This window comes from Sorangium sp. So ce367, assembly GCF_051520455.1.
Lineage (GTDB): Bacteria > Myxococcota_A > Polyangia > Polyangiales > Polyangiaceae > Sorangium > Sorangium cellulosum_B.
The window spans coordinates 3,768,572-3,787,859 of record NZ_CP150334.1 but is presented as its reverse complement, the minus strand read 5'-3'; the positions used below and the strand labels follow the sequence as shown (position 1 = coordinate 3,787,859).

The window sequence follows — 19,288 nt, the reverse complement described above, 5'->3', positions numbered from 1 at the left end:
TGGCGCCTCCTTTCAATTCCCGGAGAGGTTGAGATCGATCCGGCCGGCGGGCGCGCCGGCCGGCTGCGGCTGTTGCGGCTGTTGCGGCTGCTGCGGCTGGTGGTGGAGCGCCGCGCGCGGAAGCCGGACGACGAACGTCGTTCCGCGCTCCGCGGCGCTCTCGACGTCGATCGTCCCGCGGTACATCGCGACGAGGCGGGAGACGAAGCTGAGCCCCAGGCCCACGCCGGTCGTCGGCTTCGTCGAGAAGAACGGCTGGAAGATCTTCGAGAGGTCGTCGGACGAGATCCCGTCGGCGTTATCGCTGATGGTGAGGACCTGGAGCTCCCCCTCGTCGACCGTCTCGACCCGCATCCGCCGGCCGCGGCCGTCGCCGACGAGGAGCAGCGCGTCGCGCGCGTTCAGGACGATGTTGCTCACGATGGAGTCGAAGTGCGACTCGTACCCGACGACCGCCGAGCCGCCCCGGAGATCGAGCTCGACCGACACGCCCTGGCGCGCGAACTCGTCGCGGTGCCGCGCCGCGACGGACTCGATGACGCGGCGGAGGCTCACGACCTCGTTGCCGGCGAGCGCGACGCCGAGCTTCGAGTACTCCAGGATCCTGTTCGTGACGCTCAGCGCGCGCTCCGTGCAGTCGCCCACCATCCGGAGCACGCTGTCGAGCGTCTCCTCCGCCTCCTCGATGTCGCCCAGGTGGGCGAGGACCGCCTTGATCTTGTCCTCCGGGATATCGCCCTTGAGCAAGTCGAACAGCTCGCCGAGCCGGGCCGCGTTCTTCGCGCACAGCGTCTCGCCGCCCTGGGTCACGGACTCGAGCACCATGGCGGCCCCCGAGAGGGCGTTGCGCATCTCGTGCGCGAAGCCGCCCGCCATCTGGTTCTCGACCGCCTCGCGCTCCAGGCGGACGATCGTCGCGTGGGCCTGCTCGAGCTCCGCCGTGCGCTCGCGGACCTTCTGCTCCACGCCCGTGTAGAGCCTCGCGTTCTCGATGGAGATCGCCATCTGCGAGGACAGCATCGAGAGCAGCTCCAGCCGATCCTCGGTGAACGTCCCGGTCGCCGTGTTGTTCTCGAGGTAGATGGCCCCGTAAAGGCCGTTATGGTGGGTGATGGGCGTGCACAGGACGGACCTCGGGCAGCGCTGCGCGACGTAGTCGTCGCGCTGGAACTGCCGGTCTGTCGAGGCGTCGGAGAGGACGACGCACTGGCCCGTCCGCGCGACGTACTGCACGATCGCGGCCCAGAGGAGCGGGCGTTCGTGCGCCGCGGCCTTGTCGAGGGGCAGCCCCGGGAAGCGCGGCTCGTCGCGGCCGTCGGTCCAGTCGACCTCGGCCTCGATCCGCAGGCCGTAGCCGTCCCGGAGGACGAGGCAGCCGCGCTGGGCGCCGGCGTTCTCCATGGCGACCGACAGGAGCTTGGCGAGGAGCCTGTCGAGCACGATCTCCCCGGAGATCGCCTGTGCCGCCTTCAGGACCGTCCTGAGGTCGAGGCGAGATGCGCCGAGCGAGGTCGTCGTGACGAACGTGCGTGAGGGCGCGATCTCCGAGGATCGCGGAGCGTGCGCCTCGCGCGCGACGAGCTGCGGATACCGCTCCTCCAGGTCCTGCGCCTTGCGGGCGGCGCCCCAGAGGTCGTAGTGGTAACTCGCGTCCGCGAGGTAGACGCGCGCGAGCTTCTCTTTCCCCTGCGCGAGCCAGAACCGCCCCGCCAGCTCGCAGGCCACCGCGGCCTCGTTCACGTAGTCGTGCTCCGAGGCGGACGCGATGGCGCGGTCGTACAGGTCCAGCGCCTCGGCCGCGCGGCCGTCGATCCGCGCGAGCTCGGCCTCCACGAGCAGGTACCTGTGCAGGAAGTTGCTGGTGCACGTCGCGGACAGCGCCTTGAGCTTCGCCTGGTTCTCCGACAGCTTCTCGCGGTAGCGCGCCTTGTCCTCCGGCGAGGCCGCCGGGTAGAGCGCTGTCATGGCGAGAGAGTAATAGAAGGTGTGCAGCGGCGTGAACACCTTGCCCGTGCTCGCGCCGAGGGTCGGCTCCGTCTCGGCGGCGTGCCTGTAGGCGAGCTCGTATTCGCCGAACACGAAATAGAGCATCGCCTGCGCCGTATGGATATAATTGACGGTGTTGAAGTTCTTCGTCGCGTAGAGGCCGGGGAGCGCCTGCTCGGCGTCGAAGAACTCTCCCTTGATCTTCGCCGCGTGCTCGGACCTGCCGGTGAGGTTCCGGATGACCTGCCGCCAGACGCTGAGCTGGTTGATGACCTGCTCCTGCTTGAACCTGAACACCTCCTCGATGTGCCTGTCGAACATGGCCTCGAGGTCGAGGAGGTTCTGCCCGGAGACGGCGCCGCAGACGAAGGCGTTGATAAGGCAGTACGCGGCGCTCTCGGCGTCGCCGTTCTCGGCGTAGCTCAGGTACCCTTCGATGAGCGGCGCCTGGCTCTCGCGGGCCGGACGGTAGAAGTGCCGGGAGAGCCCGTAATAGAAGTTGTAGACGCTCGCCTTGTAGAACGGCTCGTCCCGGCGCCTGTGCACCGCGATCGCCAGCTCGCCGAACCGGGATCCCGTGGCGATGTCGCCCACGCCGGCGTTGACGAGCACGCTGAACGCCGCGAACGCATAGGACGAGAGCGGCGACTCGCCGTGATCCATCGTCAGGTCGAGCGCGCGGCAGATGAAGAGCCCGAGCATCTCCGGCGCGGCGAAATACGACGCATGGATGGCGCGCCGGAGGATCACGAGCGCGGCTTGCTTCGGCGCCTCCGTCATCGGGGCGAGCCGGCCGAGGCGCTCGAGGCCGATCTCGGCGACCTGCTTCGTCGTCTTGGTATAGGCGTCGAGGAAATCCTGCATGCCGGGGCTCGCCGGGAACGTCTCGCCGAGCTGCGCGAGCGCCTCCACGGCGATGTCCACGGCCTTCCGGAACTCCGCCTGGGTGTGGTGATAGAGGATCAGGAGCTCGTAGAGCTTGCTCCTGTTCATGACGTCGTGGATCTCGCCCAGGGCGGCGTCGACGAGCTCCTTCATCGCGCCCCAGTCGGCGTTCATGCACGCCGCCTCGGCCGCGCCGACGTGGAGCGCGCTCATCAGCGCAGGATCGCCCTGCCAGGCGCTCGCGGGCAGCAGCGAGAGGCCTCGGGCGAAGTAACCGCGCGCCGCGTCGAAGGCGGCGGAGAGCAGCGCGCGCCGGCCCGCGAGGAGGTTCAGCTCCGCGAGGCGCCGCTGCTCCGCGGCGTCGCTCAGCAGGTCGGCGCCGCGGTTCAGGTGGTAGACCACGTCGAAGACCTTCTCCTCGGGGGCGCGCCCGCCCAGGCTCCGCAGGAGCAGCCGGCCGATGTCGGCGTGGAGGCCGCTGCGCTCGCCGTCCTCGATCATGGCGTACGCGGCCTGCTGGACGCGATCGTGGAGGAACCTGTAGTCCGGGAAGACGAGCGGCGCGGCGAGATCGTCGGGCGCCGCGGGCTCCATCGGGGAGAGCGGGACGAGGAGGCCCTCCTGCAGCGCGGGCACGAGGTGCCGGTAGGCATCGGCGCGGGTCTCCTCGCGGATGACCGCGAGCCTGCCCAGATCGAAGCGGTTGCCGAGGCAGGACGCCGACATCAGCGCTCGCTGCGTGTCCTCGGGGAGCTCCCGCAGCTTGCCGATCATCAGATCGACGACGTTGTCCGTGATGTTCCTGGACTCGATGTGCTCGACGTCCCACGTCCACGCCGCGAGCCCGGCGTCGTACCGCAAACACCCGGTGTGGTGCAGCGTGCGGAGGAACTCGTTGACGAAGAACGGGTTGCCGCCCGTCTTCCGCGTGATCAGCGCGGCGAGCGGCATGACGGCCGCGGCGTCCGCGCGCAGCGCGTCGGCGAGCATCCGGCAGACCATCTCGGCGCCGAGCGGCCCCGGGGAGATCTCGCGCACCCGGCCGACCGCCCCTTCCCGTCGCAGCGCGGCGATCGCGGCCGAGAGCGGGTGCGCGGCCCCCACCTCGCTGTCGCGGTAGGCGCCGATCACGAGCAGGCCGCGCAGCTTCGCGTCGGTCATCAAGAGCTCGATGACCCGGAGGGACGCCGCGTCGGCCCACTGCAGGTCGTCGAGGAAGATGGCCAGCGGGCGCTCGGCGTCGCAGAACACGCGGACGAAGTTCTGGAGGACGCGCACGAAGCGGTTCTGGGACTCGGCGGGCCCCAGCGCCTGGACGGCCGGCTGGTCGCCCACGATGCGCTCGATCTCCGGGATCACGTCGACGAGGACCTGCCCGTTCGCCCCGAGCGCGGCCTTGATCTTCGAGCGCCAGAGCGCGAACTGCGCCTCGGGCTCGGCGACGATCTGCCGCACCAGGTCGCGGAACGCGCTGGTGATCGCGGTGTATGGGGTGCTTCGCTGGAGCTGGTCGTACTTGCCCGCGACGAAATACCCGCGCGCCTCGGTGATGGGCTTGTACAGCTCGTGCGCCAGCGCGGACTTGCCGATCCCCGAGTACCCGGCGATGAGCATCAGCTCGGCGCCGCCCCGCGCCGCGCGCTCGAACGCCTCGATCAGCGCCTGCACCTCGCGCTCGCGCCCGTAGAGCTGCTGCGGGATGCGGAGCGCGCCGGAGGCGTCGGCGCGGCCCAGCGGGAACGGGGCGATCTCGCCCGTGGCCGCGAGGCGCCGCTCGCACTCCTCCAGGTCGTGAAGGAGGCCCGCCGCGCTCTGGTAACGGCCCTCGGCCGCCTTCGCCATGAGCTTCATCACGAGGTCCGACAGGGCCTCCGGCACGCCCGGACATCGCGCGCGCGGCGGGGCGGGATCGCGCGCGACGTGGCAGTGAACGAGCTCCATGGCGTCCGTCGCGCTGAAGGGCGGCGCGCCCGTGAGGAGCTCGTAGAAGGTGGCGCCGAGCGAGTAGAAATCGGTGCGATGGTCGAGGGACCGGTTCATGCGACCGGTCTGCTCGGGAGAGATGTAGGCGAGGGTCCCCTCGAGCACCGCGGGGCTCTTGATCGAGAGCTCTTCCCGTGAAAGCCGCGTCGAGATGCCGAAGTCGATGATCTTGGCGACGCCCGTCTCGCGGTTGACTACGATATTGGACGGATTGATATCCTTGTGTATAATTCCGCTTCCGTGGACTTCGCGAAGAGCGCTCGTGATCTGGATCGCAAGCCGGACGAAGTCCGCGGCGTCGAACGGGCGGCGCTGGAGGTGGTGGAGGTGGTGCGCGAGCGAGCGGCCGCCGAAATCCTCGAGGACGAGGAGGAGCCCGTTCTCGTGCCTGCACAGGTCGAGCGCCCGGACGACGCCCGGCGCATCCAGGTTGCGGAGCACCGCGTATTCATGGCGGTAGCGCGTGAGCTCGGTCTGGCTGGGATAGTCCGAGCGCAGCAGCTTGAGGATCACGGCGCGCCCGTCTGCGGCGCGCTGGCCCCTGTAGACGCGCGAGCTGCCGCTCTCGTAGATCGTGTCGGTCGCTTGATACCCCGAGATCGTCAGCATCACTCCCCTTGACGTCAGACGTGCTCTAGCGCTGTCAGGCGCGGTCAACAGCCCACCTCGTGGCATGCCCCCGCCACGAATGTGTCCTGGATGGTACCACGAAGACGCTTCGCGGCTGGACGAATCTCGCCGCACGGCGTGGGTGGATATCCGCCGTTGATACCTATTCTGGTTCAAGGTGCCACCTTGGGAGCCGGGCCTGCGAGGTCTCCGGACCTGCGCAGCCTCCGCAGCATCGCGTCGACGCGCAGGAACCGCACGCTGTAGCCGTGCTGGCACGCAGGTCTACCGCCTTCCTATCAAAACTCTCCGGCCAGACGACGGCACCACCCCCGAAAGGCCCAGCTCGCGGAGAACGAACGATGACGACCGCAAGAGAGATCCTCGACTTTTACACGCACCCCGCCGCGATGACGTCCGGCGGCGCGCATGCGCGCAGATTCGACGACCTGCCGGGCGACACGGCCTCGCTCGTCCGTGTCGTGCAGGGCCTCTTGCTGAACCAGCACTGGGCGCAGGCCTATGGCGTGACGCTGTCGGACGAGCGCCGCAACAAGTCCCACCTCCGTCCGGTCGACCGGATGCTCGATCGCCTCTTCGCCCACGACGAGCGGTCGCTCTCCGCCGCCCGGCCGCCCGACACGCGCCTCGTCCCGGCGACTTCGTCGACGACTGGGTCTGCGAGTACTGGAACGCCGCCGAGGCGCGCTGGGTCCTCGTCGATGCGCAGATCGACGACGTGCAGCGGGCGGCGCTGAAGCCCGACTTCGACGTGCTCGATGTGCCGCGGCATCGCTTCGTTGTCGCGGGCGACGCCTGGGCGCAGTGTCGCGCCGGGGAGGCCGATCCGTCGAAGTTCGGCATCTTCGACATGCGCGGGTTCTGGTTCATCAACGGCAACGTCGTGCGCGATCTCGCGGCGCTCAACAACATGGAGATGCTGCCCTGGGACGACTGGGGTCCGATAAGCGGCTCCGACGAGCCGCTGCAGGACGAGCAGCTCACGCTGTTCGACCGGCTCGCGACGATCACGCGCTCGCCCGACGCGAGCTTCGCCGAGCTTCGCGCGCTCTATGAGGAAGACCCGAGCCTGCGGGTGCCGGCGACTGTGTTCAACGCCGTGCTGAACCGTCCAGACACTGTCTGAGCCGGATCGGGCTTGTCGGGTCCAGCCAATTGCCAGCTGGAGGCGGACCGTCCGCGCGAAATCTTTCGGCCCGATACCGAAGCTCTCGGTGAAGGCGCGGCGAAGATGCCGTGACGCCAAGCCGCTCCGCCACGCTCTCCACCCGAAACTCGTCTCCTTCGAGCAAGCGAACCGCGCGGCGGAGGTCGTCACGTCGCCGAGGTTTAAGCCCCGAATAAGGCGCGCGCTGGCCGCGATGCCGCACCTTTCCAGGATGCGCGACACCTTCAAGACCTTGTTCCTCTCGTCGCTCCTCGTCCTCGGCGCCGCCTGCTCCGACGAGGTGTACGAGATCGCCTCCTCGTCGGGCAGCGGTGGCTCGCCACCCTCCTCCACGTCGTCCTCGTCCACCGGCGGCGGTGGCTCACCACCTGCATCCTCCTCCACGTCGTCCTCGTCCACCGGCGGCGGTGGCTCACCACCTGCATCCTCCTCCACGTCGTCCTCGTCCACCGGCGGCGCAGCGACCTGCGCGTGGCTCCCGCCGTCGCGGGGGAACGGCGCCTTCACCGCCGCATGGGCGGCCGCGTTCGGTGACGGAACGTCGTCCGGCCAGCTCAGCGCCGTCGCAGCCGACGCGAGCGGGAACGTGACCCTCGTCGGAAACGTCTACGGACCTGTCGATCTGGGGTCGGGCGTGTCGTTCTTCAGCCATGGGCGCTTCCTCGCGAAGCTCGATCCGGAGGGGCATCCGCTGTGGGCGAGCGCGCCCACCGTCTTGCCGGCGAGCGTCGCGGCCGACGCTCAGGGCTCCCTCTGGACGACGACGACCCCCGCCCTATCCGGCGTCCCGCACAGCATCACCAAGCTCGGGCCCGACGGTGAGGTGCTCTGGAGCAAGAGCCTGGAAGGCGAACCCTCCGCCCTCTCACCGACCAGCGACGGCGGAGTAATCCTGATCGCCCCGTTCTCCGGCTCCACCAGCTACGGAGGCGCCTTGTTCAGCGTGAAGGGCAATACCCTCATGGACGTGCTCGTCCTCGCGCTCGACGCGAGCGGCGACGTCGCATGGTCCACGACGATCGCCGCGCCGCTCGCGCCGCCTCCAGCGGAGGGCCGCGCCTACATGATCCTGAGCACGCCGGACGTCGCCGCGATGCCCTCCGGCGGGGCGCTGGTGCAGGCGCTGGTGACCCGAGGCGACGGCCAGTCGGCCGGGACCCACGAGCGCCTCGTGCAGCGGCTGGGCCCGAACGGCGAGGTGCTCTGGGCCAGAACCATCCCGGCGCAGGGCCATACACCGAGGATCCTCCTCACCGCCGCGCCGGACGACGGCGCGCTGATCGTCGCCGACCCGGGCGCAAACGGGAGCGCCGATCTGGGGTGCAACATCCATTACGGCCTCGGGCTCCTGCTGCAAGCGCTCGACGCGAGCGGGCAGCCCCGCTGGGAGCGCTCCCTCTACGGCATCATGGGCTCGACCCGCCCGAGCTTCGACGCGGCGGGCAACCTCGTGCTCGTCGGCACGACGAAGGGCTCGCTCGACCTCGGCGGCGGCGAGCTCGAGAGCAACACCCGCGACTGGCGAATCTTCGTCGCCCGCTACGCGCCGGACGGCGCCCACCTCGCGAGCCGGACCTACGAGGGCACCCCACCGCCGGACGCGGACTGGGTCGCCCCCGGCGAGTCCCGCGCCACGGGCTCCGCGGTGGACCCCTCGGGCAACGTGCTCCTCAGCGGCTTTTACTCCGGCGCGCTCGACTTCGGCACCGTCGCCCTCCCGGATGTGCCCATCCTCGAGGATCAGTATGGGACCCGTGGTTTCGTCGTGAAGCTCGCTCCGTAGCCTGTCATTCGGCCCCGAGGCGCCGCTCGTCACGCCGCGAAGCCGGCTCGCTGCTCGGATCACGCAGGGATGGCGCCCGCCCGCGGAGCATCCCGATCAAAAGACCAAACGGCCTCCGGGAATCCGGGAATCCGGGAATCCGGGAAGGCAACTGCCCAACGGGCGGGAGGTCCGGAACGGAGCCGCGCCGGCTACCGCCCGCTGCACCCTTGGAGATCGGCCATCATGCCCCAGAAGGCGCGCGCCTTGTTCTCGCAGCTCTGCCGCGTCGTATGCGTGTACTGGTACTCCGGGTCACCGGACCCATCCACGGAGAAGTGCGGGTGTTCCATCGGGATCTCGACCCCGTCCACCATCGCCGTGTGCTGCTCGCCGTTCCAGTAGGAGTCGAGATCCTCGAAGTCGTAAAGGATCTTCCCGTGCTCGTGGCAGAAGTCGCGGATCTGCTGGTTGCGCTCCGTGCGGTTCACGCCGTTGTACTCCTCGTCCGCGGGGCCGGTCATGTAGATGAAGGTGACGTTCGGGAACTCCCCCTCGAGCGCGTCGAGCGTGTCCAGATAGAGCTGCACGTCCCGCTCGGTCTGCTCGGAGATCTCGAACGACCACGCCCACATCGAGTACCGGATCTCCGGGTGCTGGCGCAGGATGGAGCGCAGATCGTTCACCCCGGCCTGGCTCGCCCAGTACTGATCGCCCTCGACGAGGTTGGTGTCGGTCATGCCGTCCCACATCCGGAAGACGCCGGTCTGGGAGGGGACATCGCAATACTCCGATTCGAAGCCGTAGGTGGCGTTGCCTTCCTCGAGGCTCTCGGAGCCCACGATGATCTGAAAGCCGTGCGAGCGGTGGGCATAATGAAAGACGAAGTCGCCCGACTTGAGCTCCGCGATGCAGCTCGCCGGGATGTCCGCGAGGTTCGTGTGGTGGTGGTCGTAGGTCCGCGCGTCCGCAGGATCGCCGCCGGCGGCGGTGCTGCCGCCGCTGCTCGCCGTCGTGTTGCCGCCGCTGCTCGCCGTTGTGTCGCCGCCGCCGCCGCTGCTGGCCGTCGTGTCGCCGCCGCCGCCGCTGCTCGCCGTCGTGTCGCCGCCGCCGCCGCTGCTCGCCGTCGTGTTGCCGCCGCCGCTGCTCGCCGTCGTGTTGCCGCCGCTGCCCGTCGTCGCGCCTGCTCCGCCCGCGCCGCCCGCGCCGCCCTCGCCGCGCTCGCCGCCCTCGCCGCTGTTGTCCCCGGAGCTGTCCCCGCACGCCATTGCGCCGCAAGCGAGGGTGATTCCAAGGGCAACGCGAATAAAATGATGCAAAGGTTTTACCATGGTACTGTGCATGCTAGACGGCCGCAGGGCGAGCGCAAGAGCTCTTGTGACAGTTCTGTGCCAGCGCGCCCGGCAGCCCGGCGCCGCCCGTCCTGACGGCCACACGCTGATTTGCTGCGGAGACGTGCGACCTCCGGACAGCGACCACCATCCGCAATCCAGATCCACGAGGACTTCGGCCACAGGTGCGTCACCAGCACCGTAGAACACGAAAGCGTGCTTCTCCGAGCGAAGACATTCGGCCGTACGCGAGGCCGCTCTCTCTAGCTTTCGCAACGCGAGCAAGCGAGTCACCTGGTCGCGCGTGAGCTCCACGCTGGGCAGGATCACCGAGGGGCAGAGCGTGCCATCCGCCGAGACAGCACCGTGACACCCCACGTCAGAGTCCAAACTCGACCGATCTCTATGAAAGTCGAACCCCAGCGCAACACCGACGACACGAACGTACGGCACGCGAGGAAACCGCTCACCTTCCCGCTGAACGACGACACCAGGGACCTTCGCCTGCTCGGTCGCGGCGGCGAAGTTCCGGCTGTCGCGGACACGCACGAGCTCATCGAGCAGCTTCCGAGCTTCGCGCTCGATCAGCGAGGGCTCTTGCTTGCTGGACGTCCCCTCCTTGGCGGTCGGCTCACAAGTCATGGTAGGTACGCAGCTCGCCTTCACTCAAGCGCAAATTGCACCGTGGCGTGCTGCGCTGCCCGCGCCCTGCTCCGCCGTGCCAGATGCTCCGCGCTTGGCGGCGCGACGTCGTCACGGTTGCCCCATCATGGCCGCGGCGGTCCTGTAAACAAGTCTCAGCGACGGCGCGCCGTCTTGCGGACCGCCGTCGATCACGAGGGTCGCCATCGAGTCCGAGCCCCAGCTCCACGTCGCGCTCCTGCGTGCACGGCCGGCTTCGAAGCAGCGCCTCGGCCCGTCGGTGCAGTCGCGGAGCGGAGCGACCGAGCGTTTACGGTCGTAGCCGTGAACCCCAACGAGGGTGCGCGTGAGGCTCGCGAACCGCCCTACCAGCATCTTCCAGTCCGCGCCGTCGGCGCTCGCGATCGCCGCCTCGTGCAAGCAGAAATCAGGCAACGAGCGCTGGCCCTGCCCCGCCGATGGCGTCATCCGGGCGGCGAGCGGGCTGTGCAACTGCGATGTGGACGGGTCGGCGCTCATGATCTCCGGGTGGGGCAAGCCCTGCGGGGCCTGCAACTCCCAGATGTGCGGTGGGCAGTGCGGCAGCTGCCCTTTCGGCGAGGTCTGCCTCGACGGGCTCTGCGCCCCGGGCAACCTCTGCTGCCTCGCCGACAACCAGGGTGAGCACTGCTCGCAGGGCGCCGATTTCTGCGTGCTGCCGCCCGGACCGTTCGGGCCAGGCACCCAGTGCTACTGCGACGTCCGGGCGCAGGACGACCTCACCTATTACACGAACCGGGTTTACGGCATCACCGTGGGTCCGGGCCAGACCTGCGACAGCTTCTGAGCCCTCACCCGGAGAGCGCGTCGAGGGCCGACAGCAGCGGCGCCGCCCTCTCGCGGTCGATCATCTGCACATAGGCGATCCTGCCGCGCAGGTGCGCCTCGAAGTCCGGCACGCCCTGGCGGTTCTGGGCGGCGAGGCCGGTCTTCTTCGCCGCGTGGAGGATCGCGCGCAGGCGGCGCACCTCCTCGCGCGGCGCCGAGGGCTTGTCGTTGACCACGACGCCCGTCACCACCTGCCGACCGCCGGCGCGCTGGATACGGCCCTTCGCCGGATTGATGGCGAAGCCCTCCTCCTCGACGATGTGGCGGACTCGGGCGAGCAGCATTGCAATGTCGCCGCGCTTGCCCGGGGGCGCCGAGAAGGTGAGGTCGTCCGCATACCGCGTATACGTGAAGCCCGCGCGGGCGCACATGCCGGCGAGGCGGCGATCGAGCTTCCGCGCGACCTGGTTCGAGATCGCCGGGCTCGTGCAGGCGCCCTGCGGCAGCGCGCGATCGCCGACCGCGACCCAGTAGCGCTGCCCGTCGTACTCGACCGGCCGCCGCGGCGGCTCGGTGCAGAGCAGGGCGAGGAGCGTGGCCACCGCCGGGGAGTAGCCGAGCCGATGGAAGACGCCGCGCACCCGCGGAAACGTGATGGTCGGAAAGAAATCGGAGAGGTCGAGGTTCACGACCACGTCGCGGCCCGTGTGCGGGCGCGCGTTGGTGACCGTGGAGCGGCCCTTCACGAAGCCGTGCGCGGGCTCCTCGACGGGCAGCTTCTCCAGGACCTCGCGCAGGACCCAGGCCTGCGCCGCGGCCAGCGAGGCGTGGGGCGCCGCGAGCTGCCTCGTCCCGCCCGAGCGCTTCGGGACGTCGAAGTACACGTAGTGAGGGCGCTCGACGGCCTCGCCGTGAAAGCAGAGCCAGCGCAGGCGCGGGACGGCGACGCCGAGGGCCGCGGCCAGGTCGGCCGGGGTGGACAGCACGGGCAACCCGCGCTGGGCGAGCGACTCGACGTGCGAGCGCCGGTCCGCGAGGCCCGCCGAGACGTCGGTGCCCAGGAAGATGATGTCCTCGGCCCGGCGGCGCGCGACCGCCTCGGCCCGCTGCCGCTTGCGCTCGGCGCTCTGGCGCCGCTTCTCCTCCTTGCGGGCGAGCTTCTCGCGCTTGAGCCGCTCGATCGCCTCGTCGGCCGAGCGCGCCGCGTTGGTGCCGGCGAGCGCCGCGGCGTCCTTGTGCCTGAGCCAGAGATCGCCGACGCGGTGGATCTCGGCGAGCTGCGCCTCGGTGAGCAGGCCGCGCAGGACGAGGCCCCGATCGATGAGGGCGGTGCGCTCGTCGCTCTGCGGCGGGATCGTGTCCACGCGGCCGATCCAGGCCGTCAGGCGCGGGTTGATCTTGAGCGCGCGCCTGCGCAGCTCGTCCGCGGAGAGGCCGAGGATCCCGCCGGCGTCGTAGGGGTCCGCGGGGCGCGGCTTCGCGCCCGCCGCCCCGGCGCGGGGCTGCCCCGCGCGGGCGGCCGGCTGCGCCGCGGCCGCGGGCCCGGCCTGCGCCGGCCTGGCCTGCGCCGCCTCGGTCCCGCCCGGCGCTCGCTCGCCCTGCTCGGCCCCGCCCAGGCCGAGCATCGACTTCAGCTTATCCCAGAAGCCCATTCGACCGTTCCTCTGGACAGCACCCGGTCCAGGGTGGCGGGGCACTTACACCCTGCCCGAATGATGGAATCGTCAGGACGCCAAAAGACGCCAAAAAGGCGCCAAGAGACGCCAAGATTTTTGTGTTTTTCTTGGCGTCTTCTGGCGTGTCTTGGCGTCTTTTGGCGTCCTGGCAGTTCAAAAGACCCCACCTTCGGCCAAAGTACCCATCACCCGGTCCAGCCCTCCAAGGAGGCCCGCCCGCCCGACTACTTGCTCGTGACCACGCCCGATCACCCAGGCGCCGGGCAGCTGTGCGGTTCCAGGACCGTCAGGTCCCTCTGAGTGGAACCGCACAGCTGCTAAAGGCGCCCAAAGAACATCGGGGGTGGGGATGCATGGAAGAACAACCTCCACCACGGCGGAGCGCCGCAGCATGTTGGGCTCGAGCGGACGGATCTCCTTGCAGGGCTGGACACTCGGATGCTGGGTGAACCTCACTTCGTCGATTGCCTGGCGACGAGCCAAGCGAGGCCCACCACCGCGGCGGGGCTCGCCTTGAACTGGTCAGCGACGCGCCGGATCTCGGCCAGCACGTCCGCGTGGACCGGGAGCGTCCTCACGACCGGCGCGCGGAGCTCGCGCGCGCGGAGCGCCCGCTCCGCCTCCGGACCGCCGAGCGCGAGGGCCTCGACCCAGGAGCGGCAGCCCTGGATGCGCTCGAACGCGAGATCCCACGACGCCTCGACGACCTCCGCGAGCCCCGCCCGCCGGGCCGCCGCGGCGCGCTCGATCTCGACGAGGAGCTCCGCGGGGAACGGCACGGCCTCGCCTCGCGGGGCGGCCGTCGGCGCCCGCGGACCGCGCGAGCCGGCCTCCGCCTGCCCCGGCGGCTCCGGAGCCTGCAGCGACGGCGCCGCGTCACCGCGGCCGGACAGGTGGAGCTTGACCGCGAGCAGGTGCCGGCACGGGCCCGCGCGCAGCCGGTTCTTGTAGAAGTACGAGCAGCTGCACTTCGCCTTCTTGATCGCGCCGTCGGTGTCGAGGAGCAGCTCGCAGCGCGTCGCCTTGGCCCTGGCCATGACGACGCGGCGGCCGCCGGAGAGGCTCTCTTCCCGCGCGATCTCCACCCCGCCCTGGGCGATGCGCCGGCCCTCCGCGAGCTCCGGGGGCTCGGGGCCGAGCAGCGCGTCGGAGAGGGCGACCGGCATCACCGGGCGGCAGCGATAACACTCCGCGGCGTGGTCGTAAACCACCTGCCCCTGCTTCGCGGCGAGGTGCAGCGCGCCGCGGAGCGCGCCGTCCGGCGCGCCCATCGACACGGCGAGCTCGCCGTAGGAGGCGCGCCGGACCATCTCGAGGTGGCGCGCGACGCGGTCCGCCAGCTGCGCGTCCGGGGTGAAGGCGTCCGCCATGACGTCGAGGTGAGAGCCCGCGGTCCAGTCGTTCGCCGTCCAGCCCGAGAGCGCGAGGGTGAAGCGCATCTCGCCCATGAAGACGATCCACAGGCTCGGCAGCCCGGAGCCGAGCAGCCGCACCTCGATGCGATCGGCGAGCGGCAAGAGCCGCGCGAGCACCGAGAGGCGACGCCTCCCCCACACCTTGATCTCCTCGGTCGCCTCCGCCGCCGGCGCGCCCCTCGGCGCCCCGGAGCGGTACGGGCCGAGCCCTCCCCCGCCCGCCGCGGGCCCCACGGCCACGTGGACGTCGTCGCAGGTGACGCCGCGGCACGGGATGGAGACGCCCCAGGGGTCGAGCACGAGGATCGGCGCCTTGCCCGGCGTGAGCTGGAAGCGCAGGCTGCGCGGGCCCGTGCGCTCGCGGTGCCGATCGAGGTGCGCGAGCAGCGAGTAGACAGCCTCCACGGGGACGTCGACCCTCCGGCACGGCAGGCACATCGCCGCCTGCAGCTGGCCGAAGCCGCGCAGCCACGAAGGAGGGAGATCGATCTTCTCCTCGCGGTAGTCGCCGCGGCCCTCCACCGCGACCTCGAAGCCGGTCGGATCGACGAGGAGCCGCGTCGGCCGGTAGCTGCGGAGCGTCTGGAAGTGCTCGTAGAGCGCGAGCGAGTAGTCGACGTTCGTCGTGCCGAGGCCGGCGTCCTGCGCGCCCCGGAAGGCGTCGCGATCGACCGACAGGCAGCCGTAGCTCGACTCGTCCTTGGAGAAGCACTCGAAGAAGACGACATCGGGCGCGACGGTCACGACCGGATCGCAGGGGACGAGGTGGCGGAAGAGCTGCGGATCGCTCCGCGCGAGCTCGTTCGCCCAGCGGACGCGCGCGCCCCAGTAGAGCTTGTGCATCTTCCGGAAGTCGGCCTCGAGGTTCGGCGGCCGCGGCGCGCTCCCGAGGCGCGCGAGCTCGGCCTTCATGGCCTCGCCGTGGAGCTCCCGGCGGAGCCGGGCCTCGCGCTCGGCCTCCTGCTGCTTCCACGCCTCGTGGGCGGAGCGATCCTTCGGCAGGCGCCGCAGGTCCCCCACGACAACGTCGTGGAGCGCGCTGATCGCCTCGCGGAAGCGCACCGGCCGCGCGAGCTCGCCGTCGAAGAAGACCCTGGGGCGCGCGAGGTTGGGCGCGAAGCTGAGCGCGGCGCCGCCGCCGAGCTCCTTCATGCCGCTCGTGCCGAGGTAGCGGAGATCGAAGCTCACGCCGCGTCCTCCCCCTCGAACAGCCGGAGCTCCGGGAGCCTGCGCGCGATGGCGTCGCGCAGCGCGGGGGCGCGGAACGCGGCGCGGGCGAGCGCCCCGAGGGCGGCGCGCCGCTCGGGCGCGCGCACGCTGCGGAGCGCGACGCCGAGCAGCGGCAGGAGCGCGTCCGCCTCGCCGGGCCGGGCGACCACGCGGTCCGCGATCTGCCGGACGACAGCGCGCTTGTCGCGCGCGCCCCCGTGGACGGCGAGCAGCGCCGCCGCCCAGACGTGCCGCAGCGCCTCGGGCGAGAAGGCCGCCTTGCGCGCGGCGAGGTGCCGGATCAGGAACGCGCGGGCATCGGCGTGGGGCGTCTCGGCCAGCGCGGCCCACAGGCCGGTGTCGTCGCGGAAGCGGGCGTCGGCCTCGAAGAGCTCGAGCGCGCGGGCGCGGACGTCCTCGTGGCGGGAATCCAGGAGATCGCGCACGTGCTCGGCCCGGCCGTGGGGCGAGCGCCCGAGCACCTCGACGAGCCACGCGACCGCCTCCTCCCGGACCCGGGGGGCGACCGCGGTCGCGAGGCGCGCCAGGGTGTCGAGATCGGCGGCAGTCTCGACGGGCTTCGTCCTCGCCCAGCGCAGGCCGAGCTCCGCGACCGGCGCGGCGCGCGCGCAGGCGAGGGCCACGCACTCGGCGAGCGAGAGCCGCGCCGGCGAGACGTGCTCGACAACCGCCTCGCAGACGAAGGCGAGCGCCGCGGCGTTCTCGGTCTGGAGCAGCGAGAGCCAGTCCGCGATCGGCAGGGTCCCGAGGCCCGGGAGCTGCCGGAGCAGGCCGGCGGCGAGGGTCTGCACCTCGTCGTGCGGGCTCTCGAGGAGCGCGCGCACGCGGGCGAGCGGCAGGCCGCGGAGCTCGGCGGCGTAGCCGCGCTCGAGCAGCCCGACGGCGAACGCCCGGACGGTGCGGCTCCTCGCGGCCGTGACCAGGCCGAGCACCTCGTCGAAGGCGCCCTGCCACGCCTCGGGGTAGATCGGCGCGGGCTCGAGCTCGGCGAGGGCGGCGCCCTCCGCGAGGCGGACGCCGCGCGGGAGGCGCTCGAGGGCGGGCGAGCCCCAGTAGAGCGCGTGGAGCAGCCCCCAGGCGTCGAGCAGGCGCTCGGGCCTGTCGAGGTGCTCGTCACGGTAGAGCGCGAGCGCGGCGCGGATCGCGCGGCCGTAGCGGGCGGCGTCGCGCCGGCCGAGCCGCCGGAAGTAGCGGAACGCGCGGCGCCGCAGGTAGTGGCGCGTCCGCATCGAGAAGCGCGGCGACGCGACGTCGCCCTGCGGGAGGCTGGCCGGCACGCCGGTGTCGCTGACGAGGCAGGGCTCGTCGCTGGAGGTCCTGGTCACCCAGTCGTAGCGGGTCACCTTGACGAGCTTGCGGCGGACGAGGCGATCGAAGGCGACCATGAAGCGGCCGACGATCTCGTCGTCTCCCGCCTGCTCGGCGAGCTTGTAAAGGACCTTGACGAGGCCGCGGTGGTGCGGCCGGTCGCAGCCGTCGTCGATGTAGCGGAGCAGCGCGCGGCGCGCGAACGGGCGCCGGTCCTCGTACCAGCGCGGGGCGAGCGCCTTCAGCTTCCGGCCCGCCTCCGAGGCGAGCACCTCGTCCACGAACCGGTCGTCGCCGGCCTCGAAGTGCTCGTCGAGGAGGAGCGTCGACGCTGTCTGGGATCGAGCGGCGCTCATGCGCGGCAGGATGCTAGGGAACCGGCCCGGAGCCGGTCAAGGGCGGCGCCGCCGCGCCGCGCGTCGCGCGAGGGGGGGGTGTCACGCGACGCGCGGCGCGGACGGCGCCTGCGATACCGCTTTACCGGCGCTCAGCGCACTCGCCGCGCGACACGACCGACACGCCCGCCGCGTGCGCGAAGCACTCGTTGCCGTACGTGGTGTCGTCGCAGCCGCAGACCGGGTCGTACTGCTCCGTGCACGCCTCCGGGATGGTCTCGCACGTGCCCGTCATGTCGCCCGCGCCGCACATGGCCTCGAGGCTGTAGTTGCAGAACTCGCCCTTGCCACAGGCGAAGCCCGCGATGCCGCCGCAGAACGTCCCGGGAGCAGGCGCGCACTCGCCCTTCGACGCGACCGACACGCCCGCCGAGGCGGCAGCGCAGGCGTTGCCGTACGTCTGGCCGTCACAGCCGCAGACCGGGTTGTACTCGAACGTGCACGCCTCCGGGATGGGCGTGCAGACCCCCGGCCCGTCCCACGCGCCGCACTCGACCTCGGGCGGGAAGTTGCAGAACTCGCCCTTCTCGCACGTCCAGCCGCCGCGGGTGCCGCACGCCTTGCCTTCCGAAGGCGGCGGCGCGCACTCGCCCTTCGACGCGACCGACACGCCCGCCGCGTTCGCCATGCAGGCGTTGCCGTACGTGTTCCCGTCACAGCCGCAGACGGGGGCGTACTCCTTGGTGCACCCGCCCGGCGTGGGCAGGCAGGTGCCCGTCATGTCGCCCGCGCCGCACTGGGCGTCCGGCGCGAAGTCGCAGAACTCACCGTCCTTGCAGGAGAGGCCGAGGAGGCCGCCGCAGACGTCCCCCGGAGGAGGCGCGCACTCGCCGACCGACGACACCGACGTGCCCGCCGCGTTCGCCATGCACTCGTTGCCGTACGTGTTGCCGTCACAGCCGCAGACCGGCCTGTACTCCTTCGTGCACGCCTTGGGGATGGGCTGGCAGGTGCCCGTCTGATCGGCCGCGCCGCACATGGCGTCGAGCTCGTAGTCGCAGAAGAGGCCCTTCTTGCAGGAGAGGCCGAGGAGGCCGCCGCAGGCCTTGCCCTGCCCGCCGCCGCCCCTCACCTCCGCCGAGTCGGTGGCGGTGCTGTCGTCGGCGATCTCCACCTGACAGCCCGCGGCGAGCGGGAACATCGACAGCGCGAGCCAGAGGAAGGATCCGATACGGCTGCTCTTGATACGATTCTGGACGTTCATGGGTTCCTCCAAAAGAGCCCCGCCGTCACCGGCGAGGCAATAGACATCCACGAGCCCCTCCCCTCCAGAGGAAGGGCGCCTCGCGCCGCCCGCAGTACGTCGAGCGCGGCGCGTGAGTTCGATGTTCGTCTCCCCGACCGCTCAGTCGGGGAGCGTCAGTGTCAGGACGCGGCGCCCGGGCTCGGGCGCCGTGACCTCGAGGAAGAGCACGTCCTCGCGCTCGACCCCTTCGCCGTCCGCGCGCACCGTGACGGCGGCGGACTCACCCGCCGGCACCACGAACGCCTCCGCCGGGCTGAACCCGAACGGCCCCGCGCCGCGGCGCAAGCGCGGCGCGCCGATGGACACCTCCTCGGCGCACGTGTTGCGGACGACGACGTCGCGCTCGCCGGCCTCGAGCACGACCCACGCGGCGGGCTCGATCGTGAGGCAAGGCAGGTGCGCCAGCATCGTCTGCGTCGCGTTGATGGGCTCCCCCGCGAGCAGCAGGTCCACCGGCTCCGACCGGCGCTCGCCCTGCTTCACCTGGATCCGCAGGACCTGATCCGTCGACGCGTCCACCGCGGCCAGGAAGCTGCCGTCGCGGTTGATCTCCGCGATGACGGGCGCGTCCGCGCTGTCGAGGTTCGTCACCACGACCACGCCCTCCGCCGGCTCGACCGCCCCAGGCTCGCCCTTGAGGAAGACCTGTTGCCGCAAGACCTGGGGGTCGCCCGAGACGCCGACGAGCCCTGTGTCCAGGATCGGCTCGTGGACCGGCGGGCTCGGCTGCGGGCTCACGACACAGCCGCCAACGAGCGCTCCGAGGAGCGTCGCGACGCGCGCGCCCCGCCGTCCTCGGTGTCCGTATGTCGTCCGCATCGCCA

At 71.1% G+C, this 19,288-nt stretch carries 11 protein-coding genes; 4 read left to right on the top strand and 7 right to left on the bottom strand.

The window, feature by feature from the left end:
• Positions 1–12: 12 nt before the first annotated feature.
• A complete protein-coding gene (locus WME97_RS14580; protein WP_437552504.1) occupies positions 13–5,463 on the bottom strand; it encodes a trifunctional serine/threonine-protein kinase/ATP-binding protein/sensor histidine kinase in 5,451 nt (1,816 codons plus the stop codon).
• A 362-nt stretch (positions 5,464–5,825) separates the two neighbouring features.
• On the opposite strand from WME97_RS14580, the gene WME97_RS14575 reads away from it, so the two are divergent.
• From WME97_RS14575 to WME97_RS14565, 3 genes are all read left to right on the top strand, one after another.
• Positions 5,826–6,221 (top strand): hypothetical protein, encoded by a 396-nt coding sequence (locus WME97_RS14575; protein WP_437552503.1) that lies wholly within the window; start codon positions 5,826–5,828, stop codon positions 6,219–6,221.
• A complete protein-coding gene (locus WME97_RS14570; RefSeq protein ID WP_437552502.1) occupies positions 6,203–6,610 on the top strand; it encodes a hypothetical protein in 408 nt (135 codons plus the stop codon). The genes WME97_RS14575 and WME97_RS14570 overlap by 19 nt, the downstream gene beginning before the upstream one ends.
• Before the next feature lie 253 nt (positions 6,611–6,863).
• Entirely contained in the window at positions 6,864–8,435 is a 1,572-nt protein-coding gene (locus WME97_RS14565) for a hypothetical protein (RefSeq protein ID WP_437552501.1), read from the top strand.
• 191 nt (positions 8,436–8,626) lie between these two features.
• On the opposite strand, the gene WME97_RS14560 is transcribed toward WME97_RS14565, so the two are convergent.
• Positions 8,627–9,682, bottom strand: a complete 1,056-nt coding sequence (locus tag WME97_RS14560; RefSeq protein ID WP_437552500.1) for a hypothetical protein — start codon at positions 9,680–9,682, stop codon at positions 8,627–8,629.
• A 1,051-nt stretch (positions 9,683–10,733) separates the two neighbouring features.
• Between WME97_RS14560 and WME97_RS14555 the strand changes: the two genes are divergently transcribed.
• Entirely contained in the window at positions 10,734–11,213 is a 480-nt protein-coding gene (locus WME97_RS14555) for a hypothetical protein (RefSeq protein WP_437552499.1), read from the top strand.
• A gap of 4 nt (positions 11,214–11,217) precedes the next feature.
• On the opposite strand, the gene WME97_RS14550 is transcribed toward WME97_RS14555, so the two are convergent.
• From WME97_RS14550 to WME97_RS14530, 5 genes are all read right to left on the bottom strand, one after another.
• Entirely contained in the window at positions 11,218–12,846 is a 1,629-nt protein-coding gene (locus WME97_RS14550; protein WP_437552497.1) for a reverse transcriptase family protein, read from the bottom strand.
• Between the two features lie 476 nt (positions 12,847–13,322).
• On the bottom strand, positions 13,323–15,473 hold the full coding sequence (locus WME97_RS14545; protein ID WP_437552496.1) for an SWIM zinc finger family protein: 2,151 nt from the start codon (positions 15,471–15,473) through the stop codon (positions 13,323–13,325).
• Positions 15,470–17,179, bottom strand: a complete 1,710-nt coding sequence (locus tag WME97_RS14540; RefSeq protein WP_437552495.1) for a hypothetical protein — start codon at positions 17,177–17,179, stop codon at positions 15,470–15,472. Before WME97_RS14540 ends, WME97_RS14545 begins: the two co-directional genes overlap by 4 nt.
• Before the next feature lie 121 nt (positions 17,180–17,300).
• Positions 17,301–18,422, bottom strand: coding sequence for a Kazal-type serine protease inhibitor domain-containing protein (locus WME97_RS14535; RefSeq protein WP_437552494.1), 1,122 nt, complete (start codon positions 18,420–18,422; stop codon positions 17,301–17,303).
• 141 nt (positions 18,423–18,563) lie between these two features.
• The gene (locus WME97_RS14530; RefSeq protein ID WP_437552493.1) at positions 18,564–19,202 is read right to left on the bottom strand and encodes a hypothetical protein; all 639 of its coding nucleotides are present in this window, start codon (positions 19,200–19,202) and stop codon (positions 18,564–18,566) included.
• Positions 19,203–19,288 lie beyond the last annotated feature (86 nt).